An 11926-nucleotide genomic window follows, 5' to 3' on the forward strand; every position below is an offset into this window, starting at 1 on the left:
ATGAGCGATGCCTTACTGCAGGTCAGTAACTTATCGAAAGACTTTGTAACACGCTCAGGCCTGTTCAGAAAAAAAGTCCAGAGCGCCGTTAAACCGGTCAGCTTCTCTCTGGAAGCGGGACAAACCATAGGTTTTATCGGCCAGAATGGTTCAGGTAAATCGACGCTGGCGCGCATGCTGGCCGGCATGGTCGAACCAAGCGGCGGAGAAATCCGGGTCAATGGCGAACTGCTCGAACACAAAGATTACGCCACGCGCTGCAAGCTCATCCGGATGATTTTTCAGGATCCGAACACCTCGTTAAATCCGCGAATTCAGATCGGCAGAATTCTGGAAGGCCCGCTGAAACGAAACACCAGCATGGAGCCGGAAGCGCGGATGAAGCGGGTTAAAGACACCCTGTTAAGGGTCGGTCTGCTACCGGAGCACGCGTACTTTTATCCGCAAATGCTGGCGACAGGTCAGAAGCAGCGGGTTTGTCTGGCACGGGCGCTGATCCTGCAACCCTCAATCATCATTGCCGACGAAGCGTTAAATGGTCTGGATATGGCAATGCGTTCGCAGATCCTCAACCTGTTTCTGGAACTACAGGAAGAGATGGGCGTTTCGTTTATTTATGTTTCGCAGCATCTTGGCGTGATAAAGCATATCACCGACAAAGTGATGGTGATGCATGAAGGGGAAGTGGTCGAGTTTGGCGATACCAGTACGGTGCTGGCCGAGCCTCAGCACCCGATTACCCAGCGCATGGTGGAAAGTCACTTTAACAAGGCGCCGAGCTTTAAATAATTAGGCCGCGGTGATTAGTGAAAAAACCAAGCACTCACAATAATTAAGGCCTGTATAACAGGCCTTAATTTTACGAGCCGAGTCACGATTAGCGACGCGCGTTTTGTTTGTTGAGTTCGAAATCAAACTCATCCGGGAACAGTACCACGCCTTCTTCGTTGTCGTTCGGAAACACCACAACAGACAAGTCATCCTGCTCCAGCCCCTGAGTCCAGCGGCTGCGCCATTTGTTAAACGAAATCGCTTCCGCTTCACAATCGGCCCACTCCCCCGTTGCCCACGCTTCGGCAAACTCACGGTTAGGCCACACCGGCACACAATCGTCCTCTTCGGTATTGAGCATCACACAACCGTGTTCGTCTTTCAGAATCCACACTTGCTGGTTTGCTACGATCTCTTTAATGCAGTAATTAAAACGCTGCTCCTGATCATATTGATTAATGGTCGCGATTTGTTCCGCACTCAGTGTTGTCGCCATGTCGGCCTCCCAATAAAAGGGCTTACAGAATCAGGCTGTAAACCCTTAAAGCTTTGCTTAGACAGGCATGATACCCGATTGATACGCTGACGCCAATTCACCATGCCGACCCACTTCGCCAACACTGAGCGCCTGTCCTTTTTCTGACCTGCCACGAGCCAGCGGACAGCCGACGCGAGATTCGCATTTATAAAAATTATCGTACTCAATAAATCGTCATAATTCACTTGATAATCATTCTCATTATCGTATAGTGATAATTATTCGCATTCTCAACGGTGGTAACTATGTTTTCGATTCGATGGCCATCTGCGTTGACAGATTCGGTACGCTCCGGTGCAGCCCCACTCGGCTACAAACGACTGCTGCTGCCCATCGCCCTGACCATGTTAGTACTCAGCCCGAACACACGTGAGCTGGCAATAACCACGTTGTCTGACTCCTTCTGGGCCGTTTCAACTTATGTGGCTCTCACTCTGGCCATTTATCACTATTTATCACGCTGGATTAACAGCACTCATCGTTTCGTGGTGGCTTTTCAGCGCTCACGTCACCTGCAAGTCATCATCGCCTCTTTACTCGGCGCGCTGCCGGGCTGTGGCGGCGCTATTGTGGTCACCACCCAGTTTGTCAATGGTAGACTCGGTTTCGGCTCTCTGGTTGCGGTACTGACAGCGACCATGGGCGATGCTGCCTTCCTGTTGCTGGCCAGCCGTCCGTTAACCGGACTGGGCGTGATCGCGATTGGTATTGTGACTGGCTGTATCACAGGGCTGGTGGTGAACACGCTGCACGGCGATGATTTTATGCGCCCGAAAAACACTGAAGCCGCGCAGCAGCCACCAGCAAACATCCACACACCACTGAATCACCGTGCAATTAACTTACAGGGCATATTCTGGCAATGGGCAATCATCCCGGCCTCACTGGTCGCTTTTGCCCAGTCGTTCCAGATTGATGTTAATACCCGTCTGGGATTACCTGCGCACAGTATCGAATGGCTTGGTGCCAGCCTGGCCGTTACCGCGATGGTATTGTGGGCGCTGACCCGTGAGATAGACAGCTATCAGTCTGCGGTGAGTGAAAATGAGAAAGTCCGGCAGGCTCATCCACTGCAAAAAGCCGCGCAAGACACCAACTTCGTCAGTGCCTGGGTAATTATCGCTTTTCTGATCTTCGAATTAATGCGCCATTTCACTGGCTGGGAGATGAGCAATGACTGGCAGCAGTGGGGAGTCTGGATGCCTGCGGTCGGCATTATTGTCGGTATGCTGCCCGGTTGCGGCCCACAGATTTTGATCACCAGCTTTTATCTGGCGGGTAGTGTGCCGCTTTCCACCCAGTTAGCGAACGCGATTTCAAACGATGGTGACGCGCTGTTTCCTGCCATCGCACTGGCCCCCAAAGCCGCTCTGTTTGCCACGATATATACATCAATCCCGGCCATTGTCGTTGGTTACGGCTACTTCTGGCTGTTTGAAATCTAGCGGCAGCGACGCTGCGATCGTCTAGCAAGCGGTCACTATCGCCCGGCTGGCTATTCCTGCTGGTAGCGTGATCGGCAGGACTTTGCGTGCTTCCTTGCACAAACGTTCTCCACTCCAAAAATCGTACCAATGCACCGGACTGTCAGCCACCAGGGTAAAATCGCGCGCTTCCGCGCCATTATTGAACAGGCAGTGCAGGTCACTAACCTCGGTAAGGTGTAAAAATGCGTGGTTAAGGCTCAGACAACTCATCGCAGCACTGCGCTGACACATCCTCTGGCGTGCGATCAGCTTTTCCAGACTATGGCGCATGAACTCCTCAGCTTCAGGTAAACGGTCACCGGACAGCAATAATCCGCCACTTGCCAACAGAACATCACGATGAAAGTAGTAAGCGGCTTTTGAAACCTCTTGCCCGGGTAACGAGGTCAGCGTCAGGCAGTCCGGATCAATTTGCCATAGCACGCGATGCTGCCAGCTGCGATAAAAAATTTGCCGCGCTAACTGACTGAAACGGTCAATATTCCGATCCACATCATCAGCAATACGCATCGCATCCACCAGCCCCAGTGACGGCCACATCGGTGCGTTACATCCCAGTAACCAGGCGTCACCCGCGCCCTGAGCTATCGCCCTCAATCCGAGCCGGTAGGCTTCTACCCCTGTAATACCCGGTCGGAAACGCTTGCCCTTCAGCGCTCCCCAGTAACCGGCATCGAGTTTAAACAACCCGATGCCCCACTCTTCATGCATAGTGCGCACGACCCGGGTCAGGTATTGCCGGACATAAGGATTGGAACAGTCGAGAATGTACCAGGGGGTACGCCGCCATCCGCCATAGGTCACATCCTCTGCTTTGAGCAGCGTGCCGTCATAATGACGGACAAACCATTCAGGATGAGCGCGGAACAGACAGGAGTCTGCCTCGGCAATAAACGGGGCCAGCCAAATACCAACCCGTTTACCGCGCCGGCGCAGTTTTTCGGTTAATGCCCGGATCCCGCCAGGGTAACGAGTGGAGGGAGAAAGCCAGTCCCCCATATATTTCTGATAGCCGTCATCAATGACCACCCATTCCAGACTGTCTAACCCGGCGGTCATTCTGTCTGCATTAGCAATAATACGTGGCTCGCTGGCATCGGTGGCATAAGCGGGCCAGGAACACCAGCCTTGTGGAGCGTTGGCGTCACAATGTGGCCGGCAACCATGATGAAGACGCAGATAACGTGCATAATCATTAAATAATCCGGCGAGTGATTCCGCTTCCAGCATCACCACGGATTCCAGTGCGTTGAAAGCCCAATAGCGCGGCGGGCTCATTTCGCCGTCCAGATAGGCAGTTACACAATAGTGGCCGTTCAACATGCTTAATTCGAAATAACCGGCAAAACGGCGACAGGATGAAAAGCCAAACAGCAGATAACCGTTGGCACTTTCAATCACCAGATAATTATAAAAGCGCTTTGGTAACCGCTCGGCATAAAGATGATAGAGTTGCCCGTTGTCAGGGCATCGGCCGACTTCTTCGACAGCGCTTATGGTTCCTGCGGTCTGCGACAGCATCTGAAAACCATCACCATAGATCCGGGCGCCCGGCTCGATATCAAGCAGAGTCCGGCACAGTGGAAAAACCTCTGCCATAACCTGGGTTAACGGCCCCTGGTAAGAAAAACTCAGTTCATTGTAATGACGCGACACTTCGGTATCCCGCGGTTGCAAAATCTCGACTTCGCGCAAATTATCGAGCGTTAGCAGAGTCATAACATCCTCGCTCACTCAGTCTCAATATCTATTAAGTATATTGTTATTATGTTAATCGGTACCTAACCAGAATCACGCAACCTAACGCAAATGCCTGTTTATCATAGTTAACCAATAAAATTTGGCGCTATACGACACCACAAATACACCTCATACACTACACTTTATCCAGTGTACGATTCACAAGGAAAGTCAGTGCGCCATCACTACTCATTTGCTCTTCTCAGTTTAGCAGCGTTTTGTTTTGCGGCACGTGGCGACAACATCATTCATGCCATTCAGGCTGAATGGCCCCCTTACGTTATTGATAATCCGCAAATGCCCGGACTGGCCGTCGAATTGGTCAGCCGTGCTTTTGCCACGCAAGGCTACACTCTGCAACTTACGATAAAACCCTGGAACCGGGCATTAAAAGAAGCGCAGTACGGACGTGATCAAATTGTACTCGCCGCCTGGTATTCCGAACAGCGCACCCAGAGCCTTGCTTTTTCAAAGCCTTACCTGTTTAGTGATATTCATCTGTTCGCCCGCCGTGGTTACCCGGCGCACTACACCAGCCTGAACGACTTTAAAGGTCAACGAATAGGCCTAGTGCAGAATTATGCCTATGACTCAAGCCTGATGACTCATCCGGAATTAACCCTGCTGCCGGCTGAGACGCTCCTCATTAACCTGCGTAAATTGCAAAACGGCCGGATTGATTTACTGGCCGGTGAACGACGAGTTGCTTTATGGACAATGCACGCCAACCACATCGAACCTGGTAGCCTGATCCCGCTCGAACCCGAGCTTTCGCGAACACCGGTCCATATCATGGTCGGTAAGAATAATCCCAAGGCTGGGTTGTATCTGGATGTCTTTGAAAAAGGCATGGAGGCAATTCGGGACAACGGAGAATACGCGGCCATCATGACTAAATACGAATCATATTCTACCCCCTGACAGCAAGGAGCGAGTCCGCTCCGCCTCAAAAATCCTGCTTTAAATCGCTCTGAGTGGCTCCGGATATTCGCTATAATAAAGAAAAAAATGAAGGAGTTATCATGAGCAGTGTCCTGGATATCACTTGGTGGCAACTTGGGTTGTTCAGTTGCCTGCTGGTGATCCCGCTAGCCGTCAACCATTATCATCAGTTGCAGATTGGGAAAGAAATTATCATCTCTATCGCCCGAATGGCGATACAGCTTTTACTGGTGGGTATCTATCTGGAATATCTGTTTTCGCTGAACAGCTTATGGGTCAACTTATTATGGCTGTTGATCATGATAAGTGTCGGTGCCAGTTCAATCGTATCGAAAGCCAAACTACCGGTTAAAATCTTAATCGGCCCGGTAATGATAGGATTAGTCGCCGGCTTATTTCCGCTGATTTTTGTGTTATGTCTGGTCATCATCCAGCCCAGCCCCTGGTTTAGTGCCCAATATATGATTCCGTTATCAGGGATGTTACTGGGTAACAGTCTGAGTGGTAATATTGTCGCGTTACAGAACTTGTTCACGGCCTACAAAGAGAGACGCAGCGAATACGAAGCCGCCCTGTCGCTGGGTGCTTCGCCATTTTATGCCTCACGCAGTTTTGTACAAAACGCGCTGCGTAAGGCCAGTGCTCCTTTGTTGGCATCCATGGCTGCCACGGGTCTGGTTACCCTGCCAGGCATGATGACAGGTCAAATTTTAGGTGGCACATCCCCGCTCATTGCCATCAAATATCAACTGCTGATCATGATCGCTATTTTCGTGATGATGAATATCTCGTTAACTTTATCGGTCCACCTCTCGCTGCGGGCGGCTTTAAGTAAAGAAGGCAAAGTTAACGTCCGGTTTACCGACGAAAATGTGCATTAAATGCTCAATTCTCCCACGTTTTATCCAAACGACTTGGCGTTGCCGCGAACCCCGCTGCGGCTTCAAGTCGTTTGGGGATAGAATGAAGGAAAAAGTGTCTGCGCCCCGCACGACAATTGTGCACTTTTTGCACCATAAATCATCGATTTAAGGTTACTCACTCACTTTAAAACAACTTATCCACAGAAAATGTGGATAACCATGATAAGCAATTTCCGCCGTTCGAGGTGATGGGGTTTCTCACGCCCATAAAAAACGCCACTTCGTGGCGTTTTTTATGGCAATCAAGTTGAACTGGCATCAACTGCATCAGTCTTTCAGGTAAACCATCCAGTACCAGATACCGACAAACACGCCACCACCAACGATGTTACCCAGAGTCACCGGTAACAGGTTGCTGTAGAAAAAATTACTTAACGTCAGGTCAGCGTATTGGGCAATATCCGCCCCCGTCATCTGCCAGAACGTATCCGGAGCAAAGTTCTTGATCGCAATCGCCATCGGAACCTGGAACATGTTTGCGATACAGTGTTCAAAACCAGACGCAACGAACATCGCCACAGGTAATACCATCACCATGACTTTGTCGGTCAGAGAACGGGCACTGAACGTCATCCAAACCGCCAGACAAACCAGAATGTTACACATCAGACCCAGGGAAAATGCCTGGAAGAAACTGTGGTGTAACTTATGCTGAGAAATCGCTAATGCGTTTAGGCCCAAATTACCGCCATTGTCCATAAACTGCTTGGTCGCAAACATGATTCCGACCAGAAGAATCGAACCGACCATGTTACCGAAGTATACCACTACCCAGTTTTTGACTAATTGCAGCCAGCTGATTTTTCCGCTCGCTTTGGCCACTAAAGTCAGAACTGAACTGGTAAACAGTTCACCACCGGTAATCACAACCAGGATAAGACCCAGGCTGAATGCCAGGCCACCCAGCAGTTTAGTCACGCCATAAGGCATATCTTGCGCGCCGGTCGTGACTACAGTGTAAAATACGAAAGCAATACCAATGTGAATACCAGCAGAGATAGCAAGAAGAAAAGATTTAGAGGCAGGTTTGGTCGCTTTATTTACGCCAACATCTGCGGCGCGTTCTGCCATTTGAGGAGGCAGTAATGAGTCGAATTGATTAAGATCCATAATACGGTTACATTTTGATACAACATAGAGAGGTGGCGGATAATCGCTCTATTTCCATATTTATTCAAGTGCAATTTATTAGGTAATAGATAAATTCTATGGTGCGAGACGTCATTACTGGGAATAAAGCGATAAACCATAACTAGTATTAGTTATTATCATGAATACATATTTATTACACTGATATTAATCAATTAAAATGATAATTTACCGTATGCTGCCCCACCCGTTAGCTTTATAAATCCTATGCCGATTTTTAGCTGCTTTTATTCCCTTCGGAACTAATAACTGCGCAAAAAAGTAACAGAGCTGTTCGACCTAACAAATCTGTCAGAGCAAGATTGCATCCACAGCAATGCCCGCCTATTGTAAAACTTATTCAACCTGCAAGAAGGACTTAAGATGAAGTTTTCTCAACAGCATATCGACGAACTGAACGTTCTGCTTCAGTTTGATATCGGCAGTGCGGCGACCGGGATTAAAGTCCACCAAGATGCATCCGATTCACTGATAAGTGCCGTGCAGCGACTGCATGACAAAGGCTTATGCACTTTGCCTGATGGTGGCTATCTGACTAACGAAGGCATTGAAATGGCCGAGCAGGCGGATCGCCTACTGCGCGTTCTGAGCGAATAATCCAGACACACCAAAAGAGCGTCCTTCGACGCTCTTTTTTGTTCAGGGCATCAGGTTGCTCTGTGTGCTAACCCATTCGTTATTCCGTCACATATCTTTTCGGCCGAATAAATCCGTTATCCGGTCACAAACCAGCGCTGGTAAGGCTGGTACTTGTCATACAGCCAGTTAAACACAATGGTGTAAACAAAGAAAAACAGTAAAAAGCCCGCTTCAACCACCAGCGCCTCAAGCAGAGAAATTCTCAATACCCAGGCCAAAACAGGCACAGTGACAAACACCAGGCTACCTTCAAAGCCCAACGCATGCACAACTCTCAGGCGTAGAGTCCGCAGACTGCGAACATCCTGCATGATGCGATCAAACATCAGGTTATATAAGAAGTTCCATACCACGGTAAACAAGCTCAGTCCCAGACCAACCAACGCCAGATGCGTCGCTTGCTGGCCGGAAAACAGAGCGCCGACTGGCACCAGGCACATTAATGCCAGCAGTTCGAAACTGACGGCATGGAATACTCGCTCCCAACCGGACATCATATGTTTTTGCATAGCAGATCTTCATTTTAACGTTGAACACACGGCGATTATCATCTAATAGTTAGATATTAAATAATTAGACACCATCACTAATAACGATACATGTACAGCATTGAACAACTGGCTGCATTTATAGCGACCGCCGAACAAGGCTCGTTTTCAGCCGCAGCGCGTAAACTGGGTAAAGTACAGTCAGCCATCAGCCATCAGCCAGCATGTTATTAACCTGGAAATCGACTGCGATATGCGCTTATTTGAACGCAGTGGCCGCTACCCGGTATTAACAGCTGCCGGACATAAACTCTTGCCCTACGCCAAAGCGGCGTTACAGCAACATCAACGTTTTCAGTCTCTGGCAGAGAGTCTGCATGCACCACAAAACCAGCTTCTGACTCTAGCGATGGATGAGGGTATTCTGCTGTCGGGTCTTGCCCCGCTTATCACCCGCCTGGAACACGAATTTCCCCGCCTTGAGCTAGAATGCTTGAGCGCATCAAGTACAGATATCATCGAGATGGTCGAAACCGGACGCGCAAGCTGCGGCCTGATATTCGGCGAACAGATCCTGCCGCACAGTCTGGATTTCGAATCGATCGGCTCAATTAAGTTTGACGTCTACGTCGCGGCGCAACATACCCTGGCACAATCGGTGGCACCACATGTCGATACCCTACGTCTGCACCGCCAATTGGTAATACGTTCCAGAAACCACTCATCCAGCAGCTTTCATCAACCGCACAGCCCGGATGTATGGTACGCTGATCATTATTATTTGTTGTTGGATATGGCGCTGCACGGCTGTGGCTGGTGCTTTTTACCTGCTCACCTTGCCAGGCCCCATGTGGATAACGGTGAACTGGTTCGTGTGCCGGTTGCTTTTGAGCAACTGGCCTGGTACACCAATGTGGATGTGATTCAACATCACCACACCTCGTCCGACACACTTCATCAACGCACTCGTCAACTTTTGCGACAACTGTTTACAGGATCTGCCTCATGAAGCACATTGCTATTATCGGAGCCGGCTGGTTAGGTTTACCACTGGCAAAACATTTACAGACACTTGGCTACCAGGTCAGCGCAAGCCGCACCAGCCAGGCCGGTATCGAGCAACTGGCAGCACAGGGTATTCAGGGGTTTGTCTGCGACCTGAACAATCCCCTTCACCTGGCTGACACATTAGCGTCATTAGGCTGCGATACGGTAGTCGGTAGTTTTCCGCCCGGATTCCGCCGTGGTCAGGGTGACGAATATGCCCAGCAATGGCAGGATTTAGTTTCAGCAGCACAACGCGCGCAGTGTAAAAAAATCATCATGATCAGCTCGACGACCGTCTATCCGAGCCGCGCTGAAGCCATGACCGAGCAACAAGCCTCATTGGCGCTGGCCCAATCTGATGCCGATTTCTCAGCCAATGCAAAAGTGATGTTACAAGCGGAACAGAGCGTTTTAGACTCAGGACTGGATTACGCCGTTGTACGCTGCAGCGGCCTGATTGGCCCGGACCGCCACCCGTCGCGCTTTGCGGCCAGGCTGAAACAAGTCAGTACGCTGGCACCGGCCAACATGCTGCATCTTGATGATGCCATCGGCGCAGTAACATTTGCCGTCGAGCACCTGCAGAGTGACGTGGTCAATGCCACCACGCCGAACACGGTCAGCAAAGCGGAATTCTATCAGGCGGCACTGGATGCGGTTGCATCAACCGACCCGCTGCCAGCGGTGGTGGATGTCGCCGACAAACTCATTGTGGCTGATAAACTGGTTTGCGCCGGTTATCAGTTCCATTATTTGAATACATTGGAGGCTTTGAATGCCGATGGATAAACACCTTTATCAACATCTGGAAACACTGTGGCAATACATGCAGCTGGGTCATGATTTGACGCCGGCCGATGTGATTTTTGTCCCTGGCAGCAATGATACTCGTGTCGCGGAATATGCGGCGTCGCTGTATCACAAAGGGCTCGCCCCGCTGATTGTTTTTTCTGGTGGTCACGGGCGTTTTACCGATGGTATTTTTGAGCACAGTGAAGCAGTTACTTTTGCCACCGTCGCCAAAGATTGCGGCGTGCCCGCAGAAGCCCTGTTACTAGAACCACGCTCGAGCAACAGCGGCGAAAATGTGCGCTTTACTTATGACATGTTGCAAGCGAAAGGGATTGAAGCCAAGCGTATTCTGCTGGTACAAAAACCGTATATGGAGCGTCGTGCCTATGCGACTTTCGTCAAACAGTGGCCGGGTGAAATCAAATCGCTACAAGTGACCTCAACCGGCTGTGGTATTTTCGACTACCTGACCGAAGAATTGACCCTGGACTTCGTTATGCAAGCCGTCATCGGCGACTTTGAGCGTATTCAGCACTACCCTCAGAAAGGTTTTCAGATTGAACAGATGATCCCGGCCGATGTGGAGCAGGCTTATCTTGCCCTCAAACCTTTGGCCGCATAATAGGCACGTGTTTGCCGTTAGGTAACCGATAAGAAGCGCTAGGTAACCAATAGAAAAGGATGGGCTAGCCCATCCTTTTCTTTTCTCAACGCACTTTTAATCAGCGACCCAACGCTTCTTTATAGTGCTGACGACACACTGATACATATTTATCATTGCCGCCAATCGCAACCTGATCCCCCTCTGAGATGGCGTTGCCATGTTCATCAGTACGAATAACCATGTTGGCCTTACGGCCGCAATGACAGATGGTTTTCAGCTCAATCAGTTTATCCGCCCAGGACAGCAGGTATTTGCTGCCCTCAAACAACTCTCCCAGGAAGTCGGTACGCAGGCCGTAGCACAATACCGGGATATCCAGTTTATCCACCACTTCGGTCAGCTGATATACCTGCTCTTTAGTCAGGAACTGACACTCATCAACCAGGACACAGTGACGCTTTTCATTCTGGTGCAGCTGCTTGATGGCATCAAACAGATTGGTTTCTGCGGTAAACAGGTGTGCATCGGCTTCTAGACCAATGCGTGAACTGACTTTACCGACCCCAAAACGATCATCGATGGCCGCGGTGAAAATCACCGGAGTCATGCCGCGTTCCTGATAGTTAAACGAAGATTGAAGCAGTGTGGTTGATTTACCCGCGTTCATTGCCGAGTAATAAAAATACATCTGAGCCAAGAGAGCTGATTCCTGTGCAAAAATTGGCTGTGTAAAGCCAGAAACAGGTGCTCTGCATCTACCCGCCCCTCAATGCGGAGCTTGGGGCACGCAAAGCACTACACAAACG

At 50.0% G+C, this 11926-nt stretch carries 12 protein-coding genes and 1 pseudogene; 8 read left to right on the forward strand and 5 right to left on the reverse strand.

Going from position 1 to position 11926, the window contains the following annotated elements; all coding sequences use genetic code 11:
• Window positions 1-789, forward strand: coding sequence for an ATP-binding cassette domain-containing protein (locus J0X00_RS20685; RefSeq protein ID WP_136484503.1), 789 nt, complete (start codon window positions 1-3; stop codon window positions 787-789).
• Window positions 790-877: 88 nt separating this feature from the next.
• Here the strand turns inward: J0X00_RS20685 and J0X00_RS20690 are convergent, their stop codons facing one another.
• A complete protein-coding gene (locus tag J0X00_RS20690) occupies window positions 878-1267 on the reverse strand; it encodes a DUF2750 domain-containing protein (RefSeq protein WP_136484502.1) in 390 nt (129 codons plus the stop codon).
• Between the two features lie 287 nt (window positions 1268-1554).
• Between J0X00_RS20690 and J0X00_RS20695 the strand changes: the two genes are divergently transcribed.
• Window positions 1555-2754, forward strand: a complete 1200-nt coding sequence (locus J0X00_RS20695; RefSeq protein ID WP_282477649.1) for a putative manganese transporter — start codon at window positions 1555-1557, stop codon at window positions 2752-2754.
• Window positions 2755-2775: 21 nt separating this feature from the next.
• Here the strand turns inward: J0X00_RS20695 and J0X00_RS20700 are convergent, their stop codons facing one another.
• Window positions 2776-4515: an alpha-galactosidase gene (locus J0X00_RS20700; protein WP_282477650.1), complete on the reverse strand. Its 1740-nt coding sequence runs from the start codon at window positions 4513-4515 to the stop codon at window positions 2776-2778.
• 195 nt (window positions 4516-4710) lie between these two features.
• On the opposite strand from J0X00_RS20700, the gene J0X00_RS20705 reads away from it, so the two are divergent.
• Window positions 4711-5457: a transporter substrate-binding domain-containing protein gene (locus J0X00_RS20705; protein WP_282477651.1), complete on the forward strand. Its 747-nt coding sequence runs from the start codon at window positions 4711-4713 to the stop codon at window positions 5455-5457.
• A gap of 101 nt (window positions 5458-5558) precedes the next feature.
• The gene (locus J0X00_RS20710) at window positions 5559-6359 is read left to right on the forward strand and encodes an ABC transporter permease (protein ID WP_136484498.1); all 801 of its coding nucleotides are present in this window, start codon (window positions 5559-5561) and stop codon (window positions 6357-6359) included.
• Between the two features lie 309 nt (window positions 6360-6668).
• Here the strand turns inward: J0X00_RS20710 and focA are convergent, their stop codons facing one another.
• Window positions 6669-7511, reverse strand: coding sequence for a formate transporter FocA (gene focA, locus J0X00_RS20715; protein ID WP_136484497.1), 843 nt, complete (start codon window positions 7509-7511; stop codon window positions 6669-6671).
• Window positions 7512-7913: 402 nt separating this feature from the next.
• On the opposite strand from focA, the gene J0X00_RS20720 reads away from it, so the two are divergent.
• On the forward strand, window positions 7914-8147 hold the full coding sequence (locus tag J0X00_RS20720; RefSeq protein WP_136484496.1) for a TIGR02647 family protein: 234 nt from the start codon (window positions 7914-7916) through the stop codon (window positions 8145-8147).
• Window positions 8148-8263: 116 nt separating this feature from the next.
• Here J0X00_RS20720 and J0X00_RS20725 read toward each other — a convergent pair whose 3' ends face one another.
• Window positions 8264-8683, reverse strand: coding sequence for a PACE efflux transporter (locus J0X00_RS20725; RefSeq protein WP_136484984.1), 420 nt, complete (start codon window positions 8681-8683; stop codon window positions 8264-8266).
• Between the two features lie 105 nt (window positions 8684-8788).
• Between J0X00_RS20725 and J0X00_RS20730 the strand changes: the two are divergent.
• From J0X00_RS20730 to J0X00_RS20740, 3 genes and pseudogenes are all read left to right on the forward strand, one after another.
• A pseudogene (locus J0X00_RS20730) lies at window positions 8789-9686 on the forward strand (LysR family transcriptional regulator).
• Window positions 9683-10513 carry an NAD(P)H-binding protein gene (locus tag J0X00_RS20735; protein WP_282477652.1) on the forward strand — a complete coding sequence of 277 codons (831 nt, stop codon included), beginning with the start codon at window positions 9683-9685 and terminating at the stop codon, window positions 10511-10513. Before J0X00_RS20730 ends, J0X00_RS20735 begins: the two are co-directional and overlap by 4 nt.
• Window positions 10506-11138, forward strand: a complete 633-nt coding sequence (locus J0X00_RS20740) for a YdcF family protein (protein WP_282478333.1) — start codon at window positions 10506-10508, stop codon at window positions 11136-11138. The genes J0X00_RS20735 and J0X00_RS20740 overlap by 8 nt, the downstream gene beginning before the upstream one ends.
• A 100-nt stretch (window positions 11139-11238) precedes the next feature.
• Here the strand turns inward: J0X00_RS20740 and J0X00_RS20745 are convergent, their stop codons facing one another.
• A complete protein-coding gene (locus J0X00_RS20745) occupies window positions 11239-11817 on the reverse strand; it encodes a thymidine kinase (protein WP_218562976.1) in 579 nt (192 codons plus the stop codon).
• Window positions 11818-11926 lie beyond the last annotated feature (109 nt).

The organism is Vibrio sp. ABG19, from assembly GCF_029962385.1.
GTDB classification, from domain to species: Bacteria; Pseudomonadota; Gammaproteobacteria; order Enterobacterales; family Vibrionaceae; genus Vibrio; species Vibrio ostreae.

Coding starts and splice junctions, on each gene's coding strand:
- J0X00_RS20735 (WP_282477652.1), top strand. CDS start 9,683: ATGAAGCACATTGCTATTATCGGAGCCGGCTGGTTAGGTTTACCACTG.
- J0X00_RS20695 (WP_282477649.1), top strand. CDS start 1,555: ATGTTTTCGATTCGATGGCCATCTGCGTTGACAGATTCGGTACGCTCC.
- focA (WP_136484497.1), bottom strand. CDS start 7,511: ATGGATCTTAATCAATTCGACTCATTACTGCCTCCTCAAATGGCAGAA.
- J0X00_RS20685 (WP_136484503.1), top strand. CDS start 1: ATGAGCGATGCCTTACTGCAGGTCAGTAACTTATCGAAAGACTTTGTA.
- J0X00_RS20725 (WP_136484984.1), bottom strand. CDS start 8,683: ATGTCCGGTTGGGAGCGAGTATTCCATGCCGTCAGTTTCGAACTGCTG.
- J0X00_RS20690 (WP_136484502.1), bottom strand. CDS start 1,267: ATGGCGACAACACTGAGTGCGGAACAAATCGCGACCATTAATCAATAT.
- J0X00_RS20720 (WP_136484496.1), top strand. CDS start 7,914: ATGAAGTTTTCTCAACAGCATATCGACGAACTGAACGTTCTGCTTCAG.
- J0X00_RS20710 (WP_136484498.1), top strand. CDS start 5,559: ATGAGCAGTGTCCTGGATATCACTTGGTGGCAACTTGGGTTGTTCAGT.
- J0X00_RS20700 (WP_282477650.1), bottom strand. CDS start 4,515: ATGACTCTGCTAACGCTCGATAATTTGCGCGAAGTCGAGATTTTGCAA.
- J0X00_RS20740 (WP_282478333.1), top strand. CDS start 10,506: ATGGATAAACACCTTTATCAACATCTGGAAACACTGTGGCAATACATG.